The organism is Hoeflea prorocentri (assembly GCF_027944115.1).
In the GTDB taxonomy this organism is placed as follows: domain Bacteria; phylum Pseudomonadota; class Alphaproteobacteria; order Rhizobiales; family Rhizobiaceae; genus Hoeflea_A; species Hoeflea_A prorocentri.
In genome coordinates this window covers 1,302,238-1,324,725 of the sequence record NZ_JAPJZI010000001.1, presented here as the reverse complement: position 1 = coordinate 1,324,725, position 22,488 = coordinate 1,302,238, and the positions used below count along the sequence as shown (strand labels likewise).

The 22,488-nt window shown below is 58.1% G+C and carries 19 protein-coding genes; 7 read left to right on the top strand and 12 right to left on the bottom strand.

Features of this window, described 5'->3' with window-relative positions; translation table 11 throughout:
- Positions 1–8 precede the first annotated feature (8 nt).
- Positions 9–2,609 (bottom strand): cell cycle histidine kinase CckA, encoded by a 2,601-nt coding sequence (cckA, locus tag OQ273_RS06085; RefSeq protein ID WP_267989578.1) that lies wholly within the window; start codon positions 2,607–2,609, stop codon positions 9–11.
- A gap of 304 nt (positions 2,610–2,913) precedes the next feature.
- Here cckA and OQ273_RS06080 point away from each other — a divergent pair, with 304 nt between their 5' ends.
- Both OQ273_RS06080 and OQ273_RS06075 read left to right on the top strand, forming a co-directional pair.
- Positions 2,914–4,062, top strand: coding sequence for a flagellar biosynthetic protein FliO (locus OQ273_RS06080; RefSeq protein ID WP_267989577.1), 1,149 nt, complete (start codon positions 2,914–2,916; stop codon positions 4,060–4,062).
- A 264-nt stretch (positions 4,063–4,326) separates the two neighbouring features.
- Entirely contained in the window at positions 4,327–5,220 is an 894-nt protein-coding gene (locus tag OQ273_RS06075) for a heparin lyase I family protein (protein WP_267989576.1), read from the top strand.
- Between the two features lie 65 nt (positions 5,221–5,285).
- Here the strand turns inward: OQ273_RS06075 and dksA are convergent, their stop codons facing one another.
- Complete coding sequence (gene dksA / locus OQ273_RS06070; RefSeq protein WP_267989575.1) at positions 5,286–5,705, bottom strand: RNA polymerase-binding protein DksA; 420 nt, start codon at positions 5,703–5,705, stop codon at positions 5,286–5,288.
- Positions 5,706–6,096: 391 nt separating this feature from the next.
- On the opposite strand from dksA, the gene OQ273_RS06065 reads away from it, so the two are divergent.
- The 3 genes from OQ273_RS06065 (at position 6,097) to OQ273_RS06055 (ending at position 9,400) form a co-directional block, all read left to right on the top strand.
- Entirely contained in the window at positions 6,097–6,645 is a 549-nt protein-coding gene (locus OQ273_RS06065; protein ID WP_267989574.1) for a SixA phosphatase family protein, read from the top strand.
- A 182-nt stretch (positions 6,646–6,827) separates the two neighbouring features.
- Complete coding sequence (locus OQ273_RS06060) at positions 6,828–8,300, top strand: YcjX family GTP-binding protein (RefSeq protein ID WP_267989573.1); 1,473 nt, start codon at positions 6,828–6,830, stop codon at positions 8,298–8,300.
- Entirely contained in the window at positions 8,297–9,400 is a 1,104-nt protein-coding gene (locus OQ273_RS06055; protein WP_267989572.1) for a YcjF family protein, read from the top strand. The genes OQ273_RS06060 and OQ273_RS06055 overlap by 4 nt, the downstream gene beginning before the upstream one ends.
- 5 nt (positions 9,401–9,405) lie before the next feature.
- On the opposite strand, the gene OQ273_RS06050 is transcribed toward OQ273_RS06055, so the two are convergent.
- Positions 9,406–9,705, bottom strand: a complete 300-nt coding sequence (locus OQ273_RS06050; RefSeq protein WP_267989571.1) for an ArsR/SmtB family transcription factor — start codon at positions 9,703–9,705, stop codon at positions 9,406–9,408.
- Positions 9,706–9,908: 203 nt separating this feature from the next.
- Here OQ273_RS06050 and OQ273_RS06045 point away from each other — a divergent pair, with 203 nt between their 5' ends.
- On the top strand, positions 9,909–10,457 hold the full coding sequence (locus OQ273_RS06045) for a hypothetical protein (protein WP_267989570.1): 549 nt from the start codon (positions 9,909–9,911) through the stop codon (positions 10,455–10,457).
- A 10-nt stretch (positions 10,458–10,467) separates the two neighbouring features.
- On the opposite strand, the gene folK is transcribed toward OQ273_RS06045, so the two are convergent.
- The 6 genes from folK to OQ273_RS06015 all read right to left on the bottom strand — a co-directional run bounded on the left by folK (position 10,468) and on the right by OQ273_RS06015 (position 14,115).
- On the bottom strand, positions 10,468–10,992 hold the full coding sequence (folK, locus tag OQ273_RS06040; protein ID WP_267989569.1) for a 2-amino-4-hydroxy-6-hydroxymethyldihydropteridine diphosphokinase: 525 nt from the start codon (positions 10,990–10,992) through the stop codon (positions 10,468–10,470).
- Positions 10,958–11,329 (bottom strand): dihydroneopterin aldolase, encoded by a 372-nt coding sequence (folB, locus tag OQ273_RS06035; RefSeq protein ID WP_267989568.1) that lies wholly within the window; start codon positions 11,327–11,329, stop codon positions 10,958–10,960. Before folB ends, folK begins: the two co-directional genes overlap by 35 nt.
- Positions 11,326–12,216, bottom strand: coding sequence for a dihydropteroate synthase (folP, locus tag OQ273_RS06030; protein WP_267989567.1), 891 nt, complete (start codon positions 12,214–12,216; stop codon positions 11,326–11,328). Before folP ends, folB begins: the two co-directional genes overlap by 4 nt.
- A gap of 12 nt (positions 12,217–12,228) precedes the next feature.
- Positions 12,229–13,254 (bottom strand): NAD(P)/FAD-dependent oxidoreductase, encoded by a 1,026-nt coding sequence (locus OQ273_RS06025; RefSeq protein ID WP_267989566.1) that lies wholly within the window; start codon positions 13,252–13,254, stop codon positions 12,229–12,231.
- 25 nt (positions 13,255–13,279) lie between these two features.
- The gene (locus tag OQ273_RS06020; protein WP_267989565.1) at positions 13,280–13,600 is read right to left on the bottom strand and encodes a 2Fe-2S iron-sulfur cluster-binding protein; all 321 of its coding nucleotides are present in this window, start codon (positions 13,598–13,600) and stop codon (positions 13,280–13,282) included.
- 134 nt (positions 13,601–13,734) lie between these two features.
- Positions 13,735–14,115 (bottom strand): Hpt domain-containing protein, encoded by a 381-nt coding sequence (locus OQ273_RS06015; protein WP_267989564.1) that lies wholly within the window; start codon positions 14,113–14,115, stop codon positions 13,735–13,737.
- A 418-nt stretch (positions 14,116–14,533) separates the two neighbouring features.
- Here OQ273_RS06015 and OQ273_RS06010 point away from each other — a divergent pair, with 418 nt between their 5' ends.
- The gene (locus OQ273_RS06010) at positions 14,534–19,477 is read left to right on the top strand and encodes an apolipoprotein A-IV repeat region-like domain-containing protein (protein ID WP_267989563.1); all 4,944 of its coding nucleotides are present in this window, start codon (positions 14,534–14,536) and stop codon (positions 19,475–19,477) included.
- Positions 19,478–19,555: 78 nt separating this feature from the next.
- On the opposite strand, the gene OQ273_RS06005 is transcribed toward OQ273_RS06010, so the two are convergent.
- The 3 genes from OQ273_RS06005 to OQ273_RS05995 all read right to left on the bottom strand — a co-directional run bounded on the left by OQ273_RS06005 (position 19,556) and on the right by OQ273_RS05995 (position 22,487).
- On the bottom strand, positions 19,556–20,119 hold the full coding sequence (locus OQ273_RS06005) for an ABC-type transport auxiliary lipoprotein family protein (protein ID WP_425493407.1): 564 nt from the start codon (positions 20,117–20,119) through the stop codon (positions 19,556–19,558).
- A 100-nt stretch (positions 20,120–20,219) separates the two neighbouring features.
- A complete protein-coding gene (locus tag OQ273_RS06000) occupies positions 20,220–21,593 on the bottom strand; it encodes an MlaD family protein (protein WP_267989561.1) in 1,374 nt (457 codons plus the stop codon).
- Between the two features lie 72 nt (positions 21,594–21,665).
- Positions 21,666–22,487 (bottom strand): ABC transporter ATP-binding protein, encoded by an 822-nt coding sequence (locus OQ273_RS05995; RefSeq protein ID WP_267989560.1) that lies wholly within the window; start codon positions 22,485–22,487, stop codon positions 21,666–21,668.
- Position 22,488: the final 1 nt, after the last annotated feature.

Genomic DNA, 22,488 nt, shown 5'->3' with positions numbered 1-22,488 from the left:
CACGGCTGTCAACTGTCGATCACTTCCTTGACCGCGGTTGCCAGCTGTTTGAGTGAAAACGGTTTCGGAAGAAATCCGAACTGCGCGTTTTCCGGCAGGTTTTTGGCAAAAGCGTCTTCAGCGTAACCGGAGACAAAGATGAATTTCATGTCCGGATATTCCTTGCGCAATTCGCGAAGCAGGGTCGGACCGTCCATTTCCGGCATAACGACATCCGAGACGACAATATCCACATCGCCGTTCAACTCCTTGATGACGTCCAGCGCTTCGACGCCCGAGCCGGCTTCATGCACGGTGTAGCCGCGCGTTTCCAGCATCCGCTTGCCGCCGCGCCGCACGGCTTCCTCGTCTTCCACCAGCAGCACCGTCGCTGATCCGGTCAGATCCTGCGGCTGGGCCGCCCCGTTGGCCGGGCTCTCCTTCTTGCCGGCAGCGCCGGCAGGTGTGCCTTCGGTAACCTCGCTTGCTTCACCTTCTTCTTCTGTCTCGATATGCCGTGGCAGGTAAATACGGAATGTGGTGCCCTTGCCGAGTTCGGATTCAGGATAGATATAACCGCCGGACTGCTTGATGATCCCGTAAACCATGGAAAGCCCAAGGCCCGTTCCCTTGCCGACATCCTTGGTCGTGAAGAAGGGTTCAAAGATCTTGTCCATCAGCTCTGGCGCGATGCCGGTGCCCTCGTCCTCGACCGCGATCATCACGTAGTCGCCTTCTTCCATGCCGCGATTGTTCAGCCCGGCCACGTCAGCGCTCTCCAGATTCGATGTGCGGATCTTGATCGTGCCGCCCTCCGGCATGGCATCACGCGCATTGACCGCCAGATTGATAATGACCTGCTCGAACTGGCCAAGATCGGTTTTGACCGGCCACAGATCCTTGCCATATTCAACATCCAGCTTGACATGGGTGCCCGTCAGCCGGTCGACCAGCATGCGCAGATCGCCGATGACATCGGTCATGGAAAGAACCGTCGGGCGCATGGTCTGCTTGCGCGAGAAAGCCAGCAACTGCCGCACAAGCACCGCTGCCCTGTTGGCATTGCGCTTGATTTCCATGAGGTCGGCAAAACTGGAATCGGACGGTCGGAGCGACAAAAGCAGATGGTCGGCCGAAAGCAAGATTGCCGTCAGGACATTGTTGAAGTCATGTGCAATGCCACCGGCCAGCGTGCCCACCGCATTCATCTTCTGGGTTTCGGCCATCTGCGCTTCAAGCGCCTTCTGCTCGGTCGTTTCAACCGCGTAGATGATGGCGGCTTCCTCGCTGTCGCCATCGTCAACAACGGCGGTGACGTAGAAACGGAAGAACCGCTCGTCATCTGCCGCGTGCCGTGTATCGACGGGCGCGATTTCACCCTGTCCCCGCGCCGCAGCCTCCAGTGCCGAGGCGAATTCATCCCGGTCCGCCTCGTGCACGACGTTCTCGAACAGAGTGCCCTTTTCCAGGTCGTCCCTGGCGACAGCACCGGAAAACATCTTCAGGAACGGCGCATTCGTGCGGATGATCTTGCCTTTGCCGTCAACCGAGGCGATTGCCATCGGCGTATTGTTGAAGAAGCGCGTGAAGCGCATTTCCGCCGCCGCCGATTCTGCGGGGCTGGCCCCCTCGCCGCTTCTCAGGAGCACGATCGTGCGGCTTTCTCCGGGCGCACCGTCACGGGCGGCGCTGACCCGGTGCACCAGCCTGACGGGCATGCTTTTGCCGTCGCGCCGCAACATGTCGAGATCAAGTGTTGCAGTCCTGTCAAGGCCGGGCGCTGCCTGTACGGATTCAATCAGCGCCATGCCTTCCCCGGCGATCAGGTCACCCAGAGCGATCGATCCCGGCGTGAACTGAGTCAGGTCCAGCCCGATCCAGGCCGCGAGCGTTGCATTGATATAGACGATTTCGCCTTCGCGCCCGGTCGACATGAAGCCCGCCGGCGCATGGTCGAGATAGTCGATGGCATGCTGCAGCTCACGGAAGAACTGCTCCTGGTCCTCGCGCTCCGCCGTAATGTCGGAAAGCTGCCAGGAGTGCAGCAGCTCGCCCGATTTGCCGACCTCGAGCGGACGCGCCCTTAAACGATACCAGCGCGGCCCTTCCAACGGGTCGCTAACGCCGCCAAGGTTCTTTAGAAGCCGGAACTCCTCCTGGCCGTCCTTGCCGTCCCGAATACCGTTTGTCAGGCGGTAGACCGCCTCGGCCGCCTGGCTGTCCCGGGACATAATGGCCTCGATGGACCGGACGTCCCCAGGCCCGGTTGCGCCGGTCAACTCGGCATAGGCACGGTTCGCATAGACAACCCGCCCCTTGTCGTCGGTGACCACCGTTCCTTCCGGATGGCCGTCAACGAATATGCGCGCCAGCAAATCGTCGCCCGGACGCGGCATGATCTGCACAAATCCGATCACCGAGGAAACGAGGTAGAAAATACCGATCATGGCCAGCATGCCCAGAAGGCCGAGGCCCAGATTGGTATTGACCCGTCCTTCCAGATACACGAACGCCGCCGCCGCGCAGACAAGGACAACCGCAAGCACAATCAAGCGGATAACCGTGTCTGGTTTGGAATGCCGGTCGACTATGGGCGTCGGATAATTTGCCGGCTGGTTCTCTCGCGCCATCAGCGTCCTCTTGAAGCGAGAATGATTCCCCTCAAAGCGAAATAACCTGTTTGGACCACATTCGCGCACACAATGAAAGAGACCGCCGGCTTTGCTGCGCGCCTATACACTGCGAAAAGTATCCGGAGCGCCTTCCACAACTAAAAAATAGCGGAAAATGCCTCAAATATTGCTCATTTTGCCTGTACTCACAGAATAAAGAACGGTGCGCTTGCATGCGTTTCGATCGGCCTCTACCATTTTTTGCGCGGTTGATCGCAGCGACTCGCCGCAGCAGGTGAGAAATTGGGGGCAGTAATTCAATATGGGTGATGCGCTTATCGGCACGGACGGAATGTCCCTTTACTCAATGATCGCGATCGGTGTGGTAATCGTCGCCGCGATAGCCGTTATCGTCTGGAATATGAGGCGGCGCGGCCACATGGCATTTATGCGCGGCGGCACAAATCGTCAGCCGCGCCTGGCCATCCTCGACGCGGCCGCCGTCGACGCCCGCCGCAGGCTCGTACTCATTCGCCGGGACAATGTCGAGCATCTGGTGATGATCGGCGGCCCCAGCGATATTGTTGTCGAACGGGGCATCAACCGCTCAGCAGCACGGGCGGCGCAGCAGGAAAACGCGGCTGCCTCGGCAGGGCAAGGAGCCGGTCAGACATCAAGGCCGGCACAGCAAAGGCCGCCACAGCCAAAGGCACCACCTGCAAAACCGGCATCAGAGCCGATTGCAACGGAGCCGCTCAATATCCCGACGTCAAAACCGGATGAGCCGCCAGCACCGGCCAAACCGCCGGCAGCAGCCGAACTCAAGGATGTGAAACCGGCGCAGCAGCAGCCGGCCGCCGCGGCAAAACCCAAGGCAGAGCCGGCGCCTGCACCCGCTCCACAGCCAAAAACGGCACCTCCCACTCCGGCTCCGGAACTCGCGGCTATGGCCGTATCCTCGGTCGCGGCAGCACAGGCAGTTGAGGCCTCAGCAGAGACAACAGACACAGAAGACGCCATCGCGGCGGAATTGGAAGACGCGCTCGAAGCGGCACGCGATCTCGTCATGCCTGATCCGGAACCCGAAACCCCACCGGCTCCTCCGGCGCAGGCCGAAGCACCGGCAATCATGACGCCGCAAACACCCCCAAAAGCAATTCAGCCCGTTGCGGATGCTGCCCAGGCGCGCCCGGCGCCCCAGCCTGAAAGCGTGCCTGAGGCTCCCGTCGTGAGCGATGCGGTCAACCTCTCTCCGGCCATTACCGCCGACGATCTGATTGCAGACTTTGACAAGGTGCTGGAAGCCGAAATCAGCAAGACGGAACAGGACCCCATCAAGGCAACCACGACGGATGTTGACGAGATTGCGCCGGTCTCCGAGCAGAAGCCTGAGCAAACAGCGAGTGCGCCGTCGGCTTCCCTCGAGGATGAAATGAAAAAGCTGCTGGGTGACCTGACCGTCAAGCACTAGAAAGAGCAGCCGGGAAAACGGCTGCCAATCTACGATGCTTGAAGCAGGAATGGCTTATACGATACTGGAATGCGCCATGGCCGGTTTGGGAGGCTGAGGCTCTCCCGGTCGTACAAGCAACGCAATAGTCATGAGAATTCACCAAACACCGTTTCCAAAACTGGTGACGGGCTGTGTTCAGTGTCTGGATCAAACGCCGCGTCTGTTGTAAAAGCCAACGGCATACAACTTAAGCGGCCAATCAACCTGATCTGGAGCGGATCAATGTCGTATACTGGTGGACTGACCGGCATCCTGACCGGACTGTTATTCTGCATCCTGCCTGCACTGAGCGCGCAAGCGGACGAGAGCCTCGTGGGAACACCGATCAATCAGACGGTTTCAGTTGTTCTTGATGAGGATATCGGCTTCGGAAAGACATACCGGCTGAGCCTAAAGAACAATTTCCAGGATTGGGGCGCTCAGAAAGTCACCGCACAGGACGGACATCCGGTTCGGTTGGGAAACAAAAGCCTGAGGATTGAAACACGCGAAGGCGAATGTGGCTGGGATGGCAAAACCTGGAATGACTGCCGCAATGGCAGACACCGGCATGAACTCAGCACCGCCGTGTACGGTTTTGACGAGTGGAACCGGGAATACTGGTACGCAATAAGCGTATTCATCCCCGCAGATTACAGCGTTCCACGCAATGTCGGCAACAGCATGTTCCAGTTTCTGGCCCGTGGCAAACCGAACTGGCTGATCAAGTTTGACGACACAGAAGGACTGTTCATTCAACGCGAGTTCGACTTCCAGCGCGCTCGTGTCGTCGCATCCTATGCGGCCAAAAAAAAGTGGCATGATTTCGTGATCAGAATCACCCATTCAACCGGCCAAAAGGGACGCTTCACCGTCTGGCGCAATGGCAGGCAGGTCTATGATCATACAGGACCGACGGCCCGAAAAACCCCGTCCAAACACAGGCCCTATTTCAAATTCGGGATCTACAATACCGGTTTGGGAAAGGACGGAGCACCCGTCGACGGCAAGGGTTTTCGCAATGGCAAAGGGTTACCCGGCCTTGTCTTGTACTACGATGAAATCCGCGCTGCCCAAAGCTGTGAGAAACTCAAGCTGGATGAACTAGGCTACAGCTGTTCTGAGATGATGCAGTAAACCTGAGCGGGTTCTTCCCGCTAGCTGGTGGCAGAAGACAGTCTGGGCAGAACCGACAGCGAAACCTACTCGTCCCGGTAAACCTTTTCGCGGCGCTCATGGCGCTCCTGAGCTTCGATGGAAAGCGTTGCGATCGGACGTGCATCCAATCGCTTCAGGCTGATCGGCTCGCCCGTTTCCTCGCAATAGCCGTAGGTGCCTTCATCAAGTCTGCGCAGTGCCGCATCAATCTTGGAAATCAGCTTGCGCTGACGATCCCTCGCCCGCAACTCAATTGCCCGGTCGGTCTCTGACGAGGCCCTGTCGGCTACATCGGGATGATTGACGCTGTCTTCCTGAAGGTTCCCAAGGGTTTCACGTGCCTCGCGCAGAATCTCGTTTTTCCATGCGTTCAGCTTAGCTCTGAAATAGGCACGCTGCTTTTCATTCATGAACTCCTCGTCATCAGAGGGAACATAGGAACCAAGATCGATCATCTCACTCATTGTGATTCCTCAGTCGCAGTGCATTTGGAGCGTGTGTATATCTACACCGCCCCCACCTTACAAGCGCGAATTCAGCGGCCATGTGAGTTTTTTAACGGCTCAAAACGGTCATGAAACGTTTCAGCGGAGCGGAAGAAATGTCGTGATAATGTCATAAATATGCTTGGGTTTTATTTGGCTGAATATTGTTCGCCCGTCTGAGGCAAGAACCACGTCCCGACATGGCGGCAGACCGACCGGAAGAAAACGCGCGGCGCTGCCACACCTGCCCACGCTCCAAGGAAGCGCCGTGCGCACAGCAATATTTATCCCGCCTCTCGCTTCACCCGTAGAATGATGCTTAATATGGTTGTATCGTCGCCTGCAGTTTTGGGAGATCGCTTTTTCACACATGGGCAAACCTGTTTCATCGCCTGCCACGATTTATCTTCTTCGTCATGCTCACGCCGCCTGGGCGCATCCGGGTCAGCGCGATTTCGGCCGCCAACTCGACGACCGGGGCCGGGAGGACGCAGATCTCGTCGGCCGCGCCCTGGCCCGTCTGCCACAGCAACCGGAAGTGGTTTTGTGTTCAACGGCTGTTCGCTGCCGCCAGACGAGCGAGATCGTTGTTTCTCACATGCAGAAAACACCCGAAATCCACTATATCAATGCGCTCTACAATGACGACCATAGGCTTTATGTCGACCTGTTGTCACAGCAGACGGCTTTCCCGACAATGCTGGTCGGCCACAATCCGATGATGGAAGACACGCTCCGCACGCTGTGCGCAACCGCTTCGGAGGATGCAGCGGAGCGATTGCGAAAAGGTTACCCGACAGCCGGTCTTGCAGTGTTGCGGTTTCAGGGCGCAACGCCGGATATCCGCAGCGGCGGACACATGGAAGAGTTCCTTTATCCCAAGCGACTTAGAAAGAAAGCGCGTAAGGTCCACAGCTAGTCCGCCTGGATCGGAAAAGTCAGCACAGGACTTCTTTATCCAACTGATTTAATTGAATAAATAAAGCAAGAAACGCTTCTACTGACTTGCATTCCGACAAGGGCCACAAATCTCGCCGCGCTTGAATCCGGCCCTGACGGCTTCTTATATGCGTTCCGACGACCACTCCAGGCAGGTGAACCTTGGCCGCAGTTCTATCACGCATCTCTGACGAAGCGCTTATTACCGTTGATAATCTGCTCGACCGCGCTGGCGGTTTACTGCGTCCAACGCTGCGGTTTGGCGTTACCGGCCTGTCCCGGGCCGGCAAGACCGTTTTCATTACCGCTCTGGTTCATAATCTCCTGCATGGCGGCCGCCTGCCACTCTTCAAAGCGCAGCAAAGCGGACGCATCGCGTCAGCGTATCTTGAGCCGCAACCGGACGATGGCGTACCGCGATTTCAATATGAGGATCACGTCCGGGCGCTGGTGGACGAGCGCCTGTGGCCGCAGTCGACCCGCGCGATTTCGGAATTGCGGCTGACGATCGAGTATGAGTCGGCCAGCGCGTGGAACCGGCTGCTTTCTCCCGGCAAATTGTCCATCGATATCATTGATTATCCCGGCGAATGGCTCCTTGATCTGCCGCTCCTCAATCAGGATTACCGCACCTTCAGCGACAATGCGGTCGCCCTTGCACGCTCGCCCGCGCGCGCGGATCTTTCGCGCCAATGGCTCGAAGAGACAATCAAACAGGAGCCCGGATCTGCGGCGGACGAAACATTTGCCCGCCGGAACGCGGACCTCTTTGCAGATTATCTTCGCGCCTGCCGCAGCGATGAGCGCGCCCTGTCCACCCTGCCGCCAGGCCGGTTTCTCATGCCGGGCGATCTTGAGGGTTCTCCTGCCCTGACCTTTGCCCCGTTGCCGGATTTGCCAGAAGGGTCTGCACCGTCGGGGTCATTGTGGTCGATGATGGACAGGCGGTTTGAGGCGTATAAATCACTGGTCGTAAAACCGTTTTTTCGTGATCACTTCGCCCGCCTCGACCGGCAGATCATCCTCATCGATGCCATGCAGGCCATGAACGCAGGCCCCGAGGCTGTGCAGGATCTGGAGCGCGCGCTGGTCGATATCCTGTCCTGTTTCCGGCCGGGGCGGAACAATCTGCTGACCTCATTGATTGCGCGCCGTATCGACCGCGTTCTCATCGGCGCAACCAAAGCCGACCAGTTGCATCATGAAAGCCATGACCGGCTGGAAGCGATTGTGCGCAGGATAGTCGATCAGGCAATGCGCCGTGCCGGTTATGACAAAGCCGACATTGAAGTCGTCGCCATGGCCGCTGTCCGCGCGACCCGGGAGGCAAGCGCAAAGCGTGGCAGGGAGAAGCTGCCGCTGATCGTCGGAACACCGATGGAAGGTGAGCGTATCGATGGCCAGACTTTCGACGGAAAGAGCGAAACCGGCATCTTTCCAGGTGATTTGCCGCAGGATGCGGACGCTTTCTTCAAGCAAATGCGGGAAAGGACCGCACAGTCGGAGCCACCCTTGAACTTCGTTCGGTTCCGCCCGCCGCGCCTTGAACGGACCGCCGAGGGAATGACCCTTTCGCTCCCGCATATACGTCTGGATCGAGCATTCGAATTCCTGTTTGGAGACTGGCTCGCATGACAAACAGAAATCGCAAACCGGCAGCCTTCGACGTCGATACTGAGGCTGCTGCGCCAAAACCGGTAAAGACAGCAACCAAGCCCCGCAAACCGGGGGCTATTTCACAGGGCTTTGAATTTAGCGAACCCGCAGCCGACCCGTTTGATGAGCGCCAGACCGACAATCAGGAATATGCCGCGCTGGCCGAAACGCTGACGCCGCAGGTTGCACGCCCGCGGCGACGCGGCCCGTCCTTCGGAAAAATAGCAGCGAGTGCTCTTGGACTTTTGTTCTCGCTGGCATTCGCCGTATGGGTCGATGGCCTGATCCAGGACTACTTCCTGCGCTCTCCATGGCTGGGCTGGACGGCAACCCTGCTAACCGCCATCGCCGTTGCCGCGCTGGCCGGCCTGGCAATACGCGAAGTACGCGCTCTGGCGCGCCTCAACACGGTTCAAACCATCCGCGATGCAAGCGATGCGGCGCGGCTGGAAAAGAACCCGGCCAAGGCCAAATCCGTCCAAAAACGCCTGATCGCACTATTTTCCGGTCGGCCTGAAACGGCGCGCGCACGCAGACAGTTAAAGGAACTCGACGGCGACATCATCGATGGCCCGCATCTCATCGAACTGACCGAGACGCAATTGCTGGGGCCGGTGGATATCGAAGCCCGCCGCATGATCATCAATGCCTCAAAACGCGTGTCGGTCGTCACCGCGTTGAGCCCGCGTGCCCTGCTGGACATCGGCTATGTGCTCTACGAAGCCGTTCGGCTCATCAGAGGCATTGCCCTGCTCTATGGCGGACGCCCCGGAACGCTTGGCGCTATCCGCCTGACCCGTAACGTCATTGCGCATCTCGCGGTGACCGGGACGATGTCGATGGGCGATGGCGTCATCCAGCAGCTTATGGGACATGGCCTCGCCAGCAAGCTTTCGGCGCGGCTTGGCGAGGGCGTGGTCAATGGATTGATGACGGCACGCATCGGGATCACGGCCGTGGATTTGTGCCGACCGATGGCGTTTCACCATCTGAAGCGCCCCGGAATCGGCGAGTTTGTCAGCGACCTGACACGGCAGGCGGCCGGCGCCGGGAAGAAGAAGGACAACGAGCCGGTCTAGAACCGTTATGACGGCTGACCAACGCCAGCGCAGCATTCCCGTGTGAGGAAATCGACAAGACCTGTCATTCGGTCATATTCCGCGTAATTGCGGATTTCCCGCCCAAACCGCTTCTGACGGACAAGCCCGACATCCACAAGCGTCGAAAGATGATGGGCAAGGGTCGAGGGCGGGATTTCAAGATGCAGCCCAATTTCACCGACATTCAGCCCGTCTTCCCCTGCCCTGACCAGCAGGCGAAAGACGGCAAGCCGGGCCTCGTGACCGAGAGCGGAAAGCGATTTAGCGGCAACAGATTCGTCCATAAGGGAAACTTAGAACAATCGGCCGCGCGCTTGAAGCGCGACGCCGACGAAATTCCAAAAGCTGCAAAACGCCTGTACACGGTCCTGTTTTCGCATGTGATTTCGTCTTTCACGGACCCTCTGCTACAATCCCGGCTCATTTCAACCGGCAATTAACCATTCCGGTTGATGTTGGGGTGTCTTAATTTGCTGCAGGCTGGATCATGTTTCTTCGTTTATCCCTGACCGCGTGTGTGTTGCTTGTCTCCGGGTTTTTGTCGGCGTCATGGGCGGGTCCGAAGGACAAGGTGTTTTTCGACTCCGTCTCCGGTGTGTGGCGGGGCCCAGGGGAAATCGTCGCCGGAAAATACAAGGGCACCAAGTTCCATTGCCACTTTAATGGTGCACCCTCGGCGGAACACAAGATCGGTGTCGCCATGGACGGCCATTGCCGCGTTGGCATCTTCTCACAGAAAATGACGGCGATTATTGGCGACCGCGGCGGCAACTACACGGGCAAATTCCAGGACGGTGCAAAGGGTGAGGGTCTCGACCTGACCTCCGGCAAAGTCAACGGAAACAAGATTGTCGTCGGCCTCAATCGCAAAAAGCTGAATGGCGCCATGGTCGCGCATCTGCAGGAACCCGACGTCATGAACGTGACAATTTCGGTCAAGGTGCGCGAGAGGCTGATCCCGGTCATCGGCATGACCCTGTCGCGTGACCGCAAGGTCGGCGCCTCGAGGCAGCAGCAACAGGATCATCTGCGCTAACCTCGCCGGATCAACGCCACCACAGACCGTCTTCGCTTACCGCTTCAATGCCTGCGCTGTCGGCTTCAGCAACCCATTCGGCAATGCGTTTCCCGGCGACTGCAAGATCCGGCGCAATGTCAAGTAACGGCAACAAAACGAAGGCTCGTTCGTGCATGTGCGGATGCGGAATGGTCAGCCCTTCCTCGTGAACGGAACGGTTGGAATAGGTCAGTACATCGATATCGATGATGCGCGGCCCCCAGCGTTCGCGCCGTTCGCGTTTGAGCTCCCGTTCTACCGACAGGCACGCATCCAGAAGCGCGTGCGGCTGCATATACGTCTCAATCAGCGCGCAACTGTTGAAGAACCAGGCCTGATCCGTCTTGCCCCAGGGCGGTGTTCTGTAAAGCCGCGACACGTCGCGGACATGGATCAGGTCCATTTGATCAAGCGAACGCAGGGCCTGGGCCATGCTCCTTTTGGGCTCACCGATGTTTCCCCCAAGGCCAAGCGCGCAACTAATCGGAGACGTATTCAACACGCACCTCGGCATGATCGAAAACGCCCTCTATGGGCGCACCTGGCTTGCGGATCGTCACCATAACTTTGCGAATGGCTGGAAATTGCATGCAAAGCGCTTGACCTATTTTATAGGCGAGCGCCTCGATGAGCTTGAAGCGTTCTCCCGTCACGATCTCCTGCACAGATGTATGAACAGCACCGTAATCCACTGCATCGCCGGGATTGTCCGATTGCAGCGCATCGCCGCACGCCACGTCCATATCAATGTCGACGTGAAAACTCTGACCCAGTTGCGCCTCGGCCTCAAAAACACCGTGCCGGGCAAAAAACACACAGTTTTTCAGACCGATCCTGTAGGTCTCGCTCATATCCGGGTCTCCATATTGCGTTGGGTCACAACGGCGTCGGCCATAGCCAATGCATCCCTGTTTGCGGCGACCTCGTGGACCCTGAAGATCGCGGCACCTTCAAGGCGCAGCATCGCGGTTGTTGCGGCCGACGCAACGTCGCGTTCATCCGTGTCCCGGCCGCTGACGGCTCCAACGAAGCGCTTGCGTGACGTACCGGCAATCAACGGGTATCCCAAAGCGTGAAGTTCCGAAAAGCGCGCCATCAGCTCCACATTCTCGTCCACGTCCTTGGCAAAGCCAAAGCCCGGATCGAGGACGATCGCGTCCTGCCCTATTCCGCCGGCGCCTGCAAACTCCAGCGACTGACGAAGGAAAAGCGCTTGATCTTCCATGACATCATTGGCTTTTTTCCGTTCGCGGCCCGTGTGCATGATGCACACGCCCGCGCCAAGCGCCGCCACCAGCGCCGCCATCTCCGGATCCCGTTGCAGGCCCCACACATCATTGATGACGTGCGCGCCCGCACGAACGGCCAGACGAGCTGTTTCCGCCCGGTATGTATCGATCGAAATAATAACATCACCGCGTTTCGACAACGCTTCGATGACAGGCAGAACACGGGCTTGTTCCGTCGCGGCGTCAACCGGATCGGCACCCGGCCGTGTGGATTCGCCGCCAATGTCGACAATTGCCGCCCCGTCCGAGACCATGCCTTCGGCTGCGGCAACCGCCGCATCGATGCCGGCAAACCGGCCACCGTCTGAAAATGAATCCGGAGTGACATTCAAAATGCCCATGAGATGTCCGCGCGGGCCGAGTTCCATCGTGCGCCCATGCGCCAGACGCCAGGTGCGGCGCGCATAGGGCGATTGCCCGGATTGTATGGTCGTATCGGCCCCTGTCATGACGGCCGTGTCCTACTTTACGCCCAGCTTCTTTTGCAGACTTGTGGATGAGGTCGTGTACTGAAACACCACACGCTCATCCGGCCTGACGATACTGCATGCGGCCTGCGTCATCAAAGCGGCTTCATGGAAGCCGGACAGGATCAGTTTCAATTTGCCGGGGTACCAGTTGATATCGCCGATTGCGAAAATACCTGGTTCACTGGTTTCGAACTTCTCCGTGTCGACCGTGATCAGGTTTTCATGAAGATTGAGGCCCCAATCGGCAATCGGCCCCAGTTTCATGGTCAGGCCAAAGAACGGCAGCATTCTGGAGCAACTGATTTCCTGCTCACCGTCCTCGGATTTCAGCACCGCCGAATTGAGTTGACCATCATCGCCATTGAGGCCGGTAATCTGCCCCATCTCAAAGCTGATGGCGCCCTCATCGCGCAAGGCGAACATTTTGTTGACGCTGTCATCCGCCGCCCGAAACTGCGGTCTGCGATGAACAAGCGTAATGGACCGGGCAACGGGATGCAGGTTGAGGGTCCAGTCGAGTGCGGAGTCACCGCCACCAACGATCAGGAGATCGTGGTCACGAAACTCTTCCATGCGCCGCACGGAGTAATGCACACTTTTACCTTCAAAAGCTTCTATGCCGGGTATCGGCGGCCTTTTGGGCTGGAACGAGCCACCGCCGGCGGCAATGACAACCACCTTGGCGCGGAAAATCTCGCCCTCATCCGTCTCGACCTCGAAGCTGCCGTCGTCCAGCTTGCGAAGGGCGGTGACCATGCGGTTGAGGTGAAACTGCGGCGAGAACGGCCGGATCTGCTCCAAAAGCTTGTCCGTCAGCTCCTGGCCCGAGATCACCGGCCATGCGGGAATGTCATAGATAGGCTTTTCCGGATATAGCTCCGTACACTGGCCGCCGGGCCGATCCAGTATGTCAATGAGATGGCATTGCAGATCGCAAAGGCCGAGCTCGAAAACAGCGAACAGGCCAACAGGGCCCGCCCCCACGATTACGACATCCGTTTCAACGATTTCGGTCATCGGCAATCACCGATCTTGGTTTGAGCTATGCCTGACGTTCCGGCACATGCACGACAAGGCCGTCGAGTTCATCTGAAACCTTGATCTGACAGGATAACCTGGATGTTGGTCTCACGTCGAAAGCAAAATCCAGCATGTCCTCTTCCATCACCTCGGGCGCACCGACGGTTTCACTCCATTCATTGTCGACATAGACGTGACAGGTTGCGCAGGCGCAGGCACCGCCGCATTCCGCTTCTATGCCGGGTACGGCATTGCGGATGGCATTTTCCATCACCGTCGAACCGTTTTCGGCATCGATTTCAAACTTGGTGCCGTCGTTGGCGACAATGGTCAGCTTTGTCATGCAATGAGCTCCGCATATTTGGCAACAATGCGGAGTTAAAGACACTTGCGCGGAAGTCAAGCGTTGTCGTGAAAATCACTGCGTCATAACGCAGCTCTTGTGAGCGGACTGCCTTGGAAGCGCCGGTATGCCGCTTATCGCGCCAACCCGAAAATGAAGTTTTCAACATCGACAACGGCATCGGTCAGCGCGTCATGAAGCTGCCCGTCCATCGGATCTGTTTCCAGGTATTGCGCCGCACGTGACACGCTGAACGCGCCCACACTGTTGGCCGATCCGCGCAAAGTCCGCACAACGGCGAGAAGATCCTTGGTCTCTGTCAGATGATTTGTTCCACAAATCTGATTGACGCACTGACGGGCCTGGCGCGCAAACAAACAAAGGACTTCCGTCTCTGTTTCCTTGTCGCCGCTGGTCTGCCGTGCAAGATGGACCAGATCGATCGGCCGCTCGCTCGACGGGCTCTTGCCCTGCTCGCATTGAGGCGGCTCGAATATTTCCAGATGCGCAACCATGACTTACCCCTTTCCCGCTGCTTCAAAACAGTCCACAACAGAATCTTCGGCATCCGCTTAACAGGTCCAGAGAAGTGCACTGAAAATTGCATTTATGGTTAACGCATCGTAAATGCCGGATTTGCGGCAAAATTTAACTGTGGGTATCGCCAGCCTTCCTTATTCTTGATCAGAATGGCTCCTTATTCATGCCGTAGAATTTGTTTCCAGTCGTTAACTGTGTCAGAAATGATGGCTGGGACACGGGAAGTCTCTCTTAAAAAGAGGCAGCGCGTGGGGAATGCCCATGCCTTATGCGCTCGAAGGTTCGAGCGACTGCGGCACCGTTTGAACGGGGGTCATTCCCGCTGCATACAGGGCTGGAAATCCCGGACATCGTACCGGGGTCAAGGGTACAGAGTACGAGGCATCGATCAGTATGGCGAAGAGAACTGCTCAAAACAAAACGGTCGAAGACGATCCGCTCAAGGCACTGGAAGACGCGCTGCGTCTCGATCTTGAGGAGGATGAGGGTGTAGATCTGGCGGACGAACCCTCCCTTGAAGACCTCGAAGCACAGGTGGCTTCGGCAGCGGCAGAACTTGCAAAGACGGATTCTGAAGCCAACGCACGCGCGACCAATGGCGGCAAGCGCCAATCGGCATCACGCCGCGCACCCGCCAAGCCTGCGTCGAGAACTGCACCCGCCCCTGCCCAGAAGGCATCTGCCAGCGAGCCGGCCCGTACCAGCCGGTCGCAACAGCGTTCCCAGCCCAGAACGCCGAAGCGCCAGCAGCAGCAGCAAAAACAAAATCGCCCGTCATCGCCGCTATTCGCCCCGGCCAATGACGACAGCCGCGAATCGCGTGCCGCGATCATGCGCTCGCTTGACGGCAAAGGTGGCCGCTCCGCGCGTTTGGTGACCTATGCCCTGGCCGGCCTTTGGACAATCGGTGGCCTCGGTTTTTTCAACCTCGTCTACGGAACCGGTTTTAGCGACGTCAATTCGACCTCGGATCTCGCAAACAATCCGCAGTTCCTGTTGATGGTGCTCGCCATTGTTCTGCCCGTCATGATCATTCTTGCGTTCGGCATGATGATCGCTCGCGCCCAGGAAATGCGTTCGGTGGCCAAATCCATGGCCGAACTGGCAGTACGGCTGTTCGAACCGGAAACCATGGCGACCGACAACATCATGCGTGTCGGCCAGGCCGTGCGCCGCGAGGTTTCGGCCATCAATGAAGGCATCGAGCGCACCATCGCCCGCGCTTCGGAGCTGGAAACTCTTGTTCATTCCGAAATCAACGCGCTGGAACACAGCTATTCGGACAATGAGGTGCGTTTGCGGAGCCTTGTTGAAGGCCTGAGCAACGAGCGCGAGGCGATTGTCAGCCACTCCGAACGCGTTCGCGCCTCCATTGTCAGTGCCCACGAGCAACTGCGCGAGGAACTCGAGACTGCTGGCGATGAAATATCCAGCAGGCTGACGACCTCCGGCAAAGCCGTGGCTGGACTGCTCGATACCCGTACGACGAAATTGTCAGAACAGGCCGACGAACTGACGCAATCCGTATCGGATCTGCTGCAGAAGCGCACGGAAGCGCTGATGCTGTCGTTCGGCAATTCCGGGCGCGCACTCGCCAAGGAATTCGATAACCGCCTTGAGGCGCTGCAGTTCAACCTGACGGAACACGGACAGGCCTTGCTCGGCGAATTCGAGACCCGCGCCTCGTCTCTCGACAACAACACCAAGAAGCTCAATACGATCCTCAACGAACGTGCCCGCCAGCTTAACGAGACGTTGGTGACGCGGACCAAAGAGATCAGCGAGAGCCTCGCTGTCGGCGAACAGGCGCTCAGTGGCGGCCTCGACAATGTGATCGAGTCGCTGAACGCCAAACTCGACGAGAAGGCTGTCAATTTCCGCCAGAGCCTGCAGCATCATACCGAAGACGCAATGAGCGACCTCGACGAGCGTTCGGGCTTCTTCCAGGACCGGTTGCAGAGCACGATCTCTCAGCTCAACACGGCCTTTGACGAACGGGTATCCGAGTTCACCTCCGCCTTCGAGGACCGCAGCGGATCCTTGAAGAGCAAGTTGAGCGAGAGCCTCGAAACGATCAACGAGACACTCTCCGGAAACACCAATTCCCTGGAAGGCATCCTTTCCGCCAATACCAGCAGGCTTGCCGAAACTTTGAGCGAGCGCACCCGCACGCTTGAAGAGACAATGGCCGGCAGCAGCGCGGAAATCGAAAACAAGCTGGAAACCAAAGCCGGAGCGGTGGAAGCGGCGCTGGCAAACACCTCCCAGCGTGTGGACGAATTGATGGTTGGCGGTACGGAAGCAATCGCCAATGCCGTCAATGAACGGGCCGTCGCCCTGTCTTCGGCGCTCGACACCAGCGCCAACAATATTGCCGGCCTTATCCAGGAAGGTGCGCAGACCATAAACAACGCGGCAATCGACAATGCCCAGAAGATGGAAGCCACGTTGAGCGCCAGCGCGGAACGGTTGGAAGGCCTGATCGGCTTTGGCACGGCTGCAATCAACAATGCGACATCGGACAGCGCAGAGAAACTGGAATCGACCCTCGGCTCCAGTGCGGAGCGTCTGCAGAATCTCATTCGCGAGGGTACGCAGACAATCGGCAGCATCTCCAACGAGAGCACGCAAAACCTGTCGAATACGCTGAACGCGAATGCCGAGCGGCTTGAGACAATGATGTCCGAAGGCGCAGGCGCGGTTGGCCGCGCTGTGACAGAAAACACCCACGCTCTTGCCGTGACCCTCGGCTCCAACGCCGAGCGTATCGACGGTCTTATCCGTCAGGGTACCGATACGATTGCCAAATCGATCACCGACAACACCCAGGCGCTTGAGAATGCGCTGGATACCGGCTCGCAACGCCTCGACGGGGTTGTCAGCGGCAGTGCCGAGGCAATCGCCCGCTCCGTTACGGAAAATACGGAGATGCTTGCAAACACCCTGGGTTCCAATGCCGAGCGTATCGACACGCTGATGAGTTCAGGCAATGAGCGGATATCCGAAACCCTGTCGGGCGAGTTTGTCGCCCTGTCCGGAAAGCTCGACGACAGCGTTGCTGCAATGGATTCAACGCTGTCGGCCAATGTCGACCGCATTGGCGCGACGATAGACGAGCGCACGTCAAACATGCAGGAACGGCTCCAGACCATGGACGCCGCACTCGGCGCCGGCCTGGAAAGCGTTACAGCCACGATCGAAACGCAAGCCCTCGGCATGGCCACGACACTGCGCGAAACCGTGGCCCAGACCGTCGAGCATATGGATTCGGAAGCTCAGCGTTCCTACCAGTCCCTGCAGGGCATCGGCGAAGGCTTCTCCGCACGGCTCAGCGAGGCGGCGGCGAACTATTCCGATGCCATCGAAGTTCGCCTGTCCGAGCGCACCGAATCTCTCAACAAGCAGCTTGCTGAACTGACCGGCAGGCTCAACGACAGCGAGACGGGCATCCTCGACGCCGCTCAGGCGATCACCAGCGCCGCGATCGATGCGGGTGACAAGGTTGGCGAACAGGCACAGGCCATCGCGTCCCATTTCTCCGACAGCGAAAAGGCAATGGAGGTCCGCAACCAGGCCATCAAGGCAACGCTCGAGGAGCACACTCGCGAGCTCAACTCGATGCTGTCGAACCGTTCCACGGAGCTCACCAAGCTCATCGACGAACAGGCCGCACCACTGGTGGAAGCCTATGCCGAACGCGGAAGGGAAATCACCGGCGAATTGAAGGAAATCACCCTGGCAAGCGCCGAGCAGTTGCAGGAACAAAGTGCCGCTCTCGTCGATGCACTGACGTCACGCACACGCGAAACGCTCGATGCCATCAACAGCGCCGGAAACAGCCTCAAAACAGAGGTGACCGATCTTATTTCCGAGCTGGGACGCAGCAATGCCGCGATCTCGAATCTGGTCAACAACACCGCAACGACGCTTGAGGATGTTGACTCGCGCCTGACCAACACGACGGAGAAGTTCGCCGATACCGCCGGACGCGCAGCGGAAATGTTTGCCGGTTCGACCCAGGTTCTGCAGACCAACATCTCTCAGCTCGATACGATCTCCAACGAGACCCTCAACCGTGTCGGCGACATCGCCGGAAGCTTCGAAGAACATTCGAAGGTTCTGTCCACCGCATCGGACCTTCTCGGCTCTGCACAGTCCGGTCTTGCCAATACGCTTGAAGAGCGCAAGGAAGCCCTCGACAACCTGTCCACGGGTCTGGTGACACGCTCGGAAGAAATCGAGAAGAACATGCGTTCGCTCGAAAACATTGTCGAAGATGCATTCGGCAAGGTCAAAGAGCGCGCCGGAAGCGCCGCCAAGGAACTGACCGGCAGCCTGTCGTCTTCGGTCGAGAACATCGGCAGCCTCCTGTCCGACACCGAGAACCGTTCATCCACAACAGCCGAAACCTTGAAGAATGCCGTCAAGGAAGCGGTTGATGACGCCATCTCGCGCTTCAGCGGCGCCACTGAGGAAATCCGTCAGTCTGCGAACGAAATCCGCGAAGAGTTGAACACTACGCGCTCGGAGATCAAGAAGGGCGTGTTCGACCTTCCGGAAGAAACACGCGAAAGCACCGCCGCAATGCGCGATGCCGTGTCCGAGCAGATCAAGGCTTTGCAGGATCTGTCATCCATCGTTCAACAGTCATCGCAGATGCTGGAGCATTCCAGCCCGAGGGCCCCGGCTCCGGCTGCTCCGCCGCCGGCCGCTGCGCCGACACCGGCACCGGCAGCTGCTCCGGCAACGGAAAGGAAGACCGTGGCGGAAACGCCAGCGCCGGCACAGCCGAAATCCGATCTGCGCGGTGGGCTTGGCGTCATGCAAAGCGGCAGTCAGCCTGCGCCCGCAGCCGGCCGCAAGCCTCAGAGCGAGGGATGGGTTCGCGATCTTCTGCGCAGCGCATCACGCAAAGAAGAAGATGACGGCACCCAGCCGGCACGCAATCAGGGTGGAGCGACCGCCAGCAACGCGCGCTCGCGCAACCCGCGCCAGGTGGTTGAATCCCTGAACTCACTTTCGGTGGACATTGCACGCGCAATCGATCACGACGCCTCCGTCGACTTGTGGCGCCGTTATCAGAGCGGCGAGCGCGATATCTTCACACGGCGTCTCTACACGCTGAAAGGTCAAAAGACCTTTGAGGAGATCAAGAACAAATATGCCCAGGAGCCGGAATTCCGCTCAGCGGTCGATCACTACATCGCCGACTTTGAAAAACTGCTCGCCGATGTGGCAAAAACCGACCGCGACAAGATGGTCACGCAGACCTATCTGACGTCCGACACTGGCAAGGTCTACACCATGCTTGCCCATGCAAGCGGCCGGCTGAAATAGGCCTCGGCACAGACATCAAAAAACCCGCCCTGCTCAATCAGCACGGCGGGTTTTTTATTGAAGTCAGCCGCTCAGGCGTCAGACGATCTTGAGAACCCAGGCGACGATCTCGTTCATGACCTCTCCATTGGCTCTGTCAAGCGCCGAGACAAACGCCTCATTGCTTGCGCCAAGGACCGGTGCAGTCGACTGGAACACACGCTGCGCCCGCACAACGCCATTCCTGTCATTGATGATGCGCACGGAAATTTCCACAACCGCTGTATCGCCGCTGCCGGTGATGATTTCAAAGGATCTGATACTCGGCGAAATGAGGTAGTCGACGGCGATCCCGTCACCGGGCTTTCCAACGCCGCCCAGACGGCCGGAATCCTCAAACGCCTCGATCAGCTTCTCCTGAATGATCGCCGGCAGGTTATCGGCCCATTGCGATTTGCCGAGATATTGAATCGATGAAGGTGATGTCCGGATGACGATATTGGCCCCGTCCAGCGACTTGAGCGCCGACGGATCGGTCACAACAATCTGGCGCCGTTTCGAATAGGGCCCAGAGACCGGAGGAATTCCGGAGAGCTCATAGGTATCTTTCTTCGCACCACTGCCAAGCGCCGCGCAACCACCCAGCGCCATGGTGCCGATCATGAGAGCCGCTAGGCTTGTAGTTTTGACGTTCTTCAAAGCGTACCCCCGCTCGCGCTGTCCCCACAGCATTGCCTAGCTTTCCGCGCGTCGCAGGCCATTGTCAACGCCGACGCCGCCCATCATAGGTCTTTACGTCACCGGATGTGCCGAAAAGGAGACTCTGCGGATCGTCTCCGATTTTCGTGAACGTACGTTCGATCCGCGTAATCGAACGGCGCGCCTCCGAAACGAGCGCATCGAAATCACGCAGCCCCGATCCGGTGAACCGCTGAAGGTTGGAAGCGATCGGCCCGATATGAGCATTGATCTTCTCGCCAACCTGCTGGAATGTCTGCAGCGTTTTCTTCGCCTCCGCCACAAGTCCGGACGCATCGCCATTGCCGAGGAAACCGTCAACCTTGTCGAGCGTTGTCTGGACCTTCAAAGCCGCGTCGTTAAGCCGGCTGGAGAGCTGGCCGACATTGGTGATGATCTGATTGATCTGGTCGGTCCGGTTCTCGATCGTATTGGCAACCGTCGTAATGCTGGCAATCCCTTCTCTCGCCTGCTCGCTGGCCGCTGCAACATTGTCGACGGTCTGTTGTATCTTTTCCGGATCAATGGACGCAATCAGTGTATCGGCGCGGCTGAGCACGGCACTGGCTTCCTCACCCAGCTGCGCAAAATTCGATGCGGCAACCTTGAGGTCCTCAACCAACGGCTCGATTTCAGGCGACGCTTTTGCAACGTCGGCAGTAACCTTTTCGACATTATCGACAATCGCCGCAACTTTGTCCGGCTCGACGGCAGCGATGAGCTGATCCGCCCGCGTTACGATGGTTTCAAGCTTGCCGGATACATTCTCGATCGTCTCTGAAAGCGAGGACACATTCTTGAGGAAGTCGCTGATGCCATCCGAATTGGCGGCAAGCGCATCAGAGAATTTTTCCGCGTTTTCCACCGTTCGCGTCAGCGGGCCCTTTGCCGTTTCAACAAATTCCTCAATGCCTTTGACCGCACTGTTAACCCGTCCAAGAATATCCTCGGCGGTCGCGAGCAGGTTTGTCACGCTGGACTCATCCGCAGTCAGGATGGCGTAGCTGCCTTTCTCGACAGCCTGTTCCAGAATATTCGGGCCGGTTTTATCGCCACCGCTTAGTTCGATGTGCGCCTGGCCCGTCAGCCCCTGAATGCCCAGTTTGGCTTTGGTTGTCTCATAAACGGGCGCAGAGGCCCGAACTTGGGTCATGGCCAACACGAAATTCGGATCGACGCCGTCGATCGTCAGGGACTGAACGGCACCCACGCGAATACCGTTGAACAGCACCGGCGCGCCGACGCTCAGGCCGCCGGCCGAACCCGGGATGCGGATTTCAAGCTGTGCGGTCTGACCGGTTTTGCCGAATGTCGCCATCCAGTACACAAAGCCGAACGCCGCCACCATGACGATGAGCGTAAAAACCCCGACCAGCGTATAGTTCGCTTTGGTTTCCATATCCTGCTTCTACGCATCACCTTGTCCTGAAGGTGATTCTGTCCCCATCACTAGGCGCCAACTATGACCCTATCATTTCGCCCGCACAAGCGAACGTGCGCGTTTCCCATGGAAATAGGACCGTACCCATGGTTCGTCACTGGCCAACATGTCTTTAATCGTGCCCTCGACGATAATCTTCTTGTTGCCGAGCACGGCGATACGATCACAGACCGAAAACAGACTGTCCAGGTCGTGTGTGACCATATAGACCGTCAAACCCAGCGTATCACGCAGTTTGGCGATCAATTCGTCAAATTCAGCGGCGCTGATCGGGTCAAGACCGGATGTCGGCTCATCCAGAAACACAAGATCCGGATCTAGCGCCAGAGCGCGCGCCAATGCCGCACGCTTTATCATGCCGCCCGAGAGTTCCGAAGGGTAAAGCGACGCCGTTTCAGGCCTCAGTCCCACCAGCTCGATCTTGACCAGCGCCAGTTCGTCCATCAACGCTTGCGGCAAGTCCAGATATTCGCGCATGGGCACCTGAATGTTCTCAAGCACCGTCAGGGCGGAAAACAACGCCCCATGCTGGAATAACACGCCAAGCCGCATGTCGAGCGCGATACGTTGACGCGGCGTCGCAGTGTCATAGTCGATCCCAAGAATTTTGATGGTGCCTTCCTGCCGCGCTGACAGTTGCAGGACCGTGCGCAACAGAACCGATTTACCGGCACCCGATGCACCCACAAATCCGAGAATCTCCCCGCGCCAGATATCCAGGTCGAGACTTTTGAGAACCTGATGCGTTCCGAAAGCAACACTGATGTTGCGCGCTTCCAAAATGCACTCGCGGCCCTCTTCATCTGTTTTGGGCACACCAAGCTTGAAATGTTCGTGGGATTGGTTCGCCATG

What these genes read in the sequence shown, in the direction of transcription:
- OQ273_RS06025 (WP_267989566.1), bottom strand. Translation starts at nt 13,254, where the DNA reads ATGACCGAAATCGTTGAAACGGATGTCGTAATCGTGGGGGCGGGCCCT.
- folP (WP_267989567.1), bottom strand. Translation starts at nt 12,216, where the DNA reads ATGACAGGGGCCGATACGACCATACAATCCGGGCAATCGCCCTATGCG.
- OQ273_RS06050 (WP_267989571.1), bottom strand. Translation starts at nt 9,705, where the DNA reads ATGGACGAATCTGTTGCCGCTAAATCGCTTTCCGCTCTCGGTCACGAG.
- folK (WP_267989569.1), bottom strand. Translation starts at nt 10,992, where the DNA reads ATGCCGAGGTGCGTGTTGAATACGTCTCCGATTAGTTGCGCGCTTGGC.
- OQ273_RS06010 (WP_267989563.1), top strand. Translation starts at nt 14,534, where the DNA reads ATGGCGAAGAGAACTGCTCAAAACAAAACGGTCGAAGACGATCCGCTC.
- OQ273_RS06045 (WP_267989570.1), top strand. Translation starts at nt 9,909, where the DNA reads ATGTTTCTTCGTTTATCCCTGACCGCGTGTGTGTTGCTTGTCTCCGGG.
- OQ273_RS06000 (WP_267989561.1), bottom strand. Translation starts at nt 21,593, where the DNA reads ATGGAAACCAAAGCGAACTATACGCTGGTCGGGGTTTTTACGCTCATC.
- OQ273_RS06020 (WP_267989565.1), bottom strand. Translation starts at nt 13,600, where the DNA reads ATGACAAAGCTGACCATTGTCGCCAACGACGGCACCAAGTTTGAAATC.
- folB (WP_267989568.1), bottom strand. Translation starts at nt 11,329, where the DNA reads ATGAGCGAGACCTACAGGATCGGTCTGAAAAACTGTGTGTTTTTTGCC.
- OQ273_RS06075 (WP_267989576.1), top strand. Translation starts at nt 4,327, where the DNA reads ATGTCGTATACTGGTGGACTGACCGGCATCCTGACCGGACTGTTATTC.
- cckA (WP_267989578.1), bottom strand. Translation starts at nt 2,609, where the DNA reads ATGGCGCGAGAGAACCAGCCGGCAAATTATCCGACGCCCATAGTCGAC.
- OQ273_RS05995 (WP_267989560.1), bottom strand. Translation starts at nt 22,487, where the DNA reads ATGGCGAACCAATCCCACGAACATTTCAAGCTTGGTGTGCCCAAAACA.
- OQ273_RS06005 (WP_425493407.1), bottom strand. Translation starts at nt 20,119, where the DNA reads ATGATCGGCACCATGGCGCTGGGTGGTTGCGCGGCGCTTGGCAGTGGT.
- OQ273_RS06015 (WP_267989564.1), bottom strand. Translation starts at nt 14,115, where the DNA reads ATGGTTGCGCATCTGGAAATATTCGAGCCGCCTCAATGCGAGCAGGGC.
- OQ273_RS06080 (WP_267989577.1), top strand. Translation starts at nt 2,914, where the DNA reads ATGGGTGATGCGCTTATCGGCACGGACGGAATGTCCCTTTACTCAATG.
- OQ273_RS06065 (WP_267989574.1), top strand. Translation starts at nt 6,097, where the DNA reads ATGGGCAAACCTGTTTCATCGCCTGCCACGATTTATCTTCTTCGTCAT.
- OQ273_RS06055 (WP_267989572.1), top strand. Translation starts at nt 8,297, where the DNA reads ATGACAAACAGAAATCGCAAACCGGCAGCCTTCGACGTCGATACTGAG.
- dksA (WP_267989575.1), bottom strand. Translation starts at nt 5,705, where the DNA reads ATGAGTGAGATGATCGATCTTGGTTCCTATGTTCCCTCTGATGACGAG.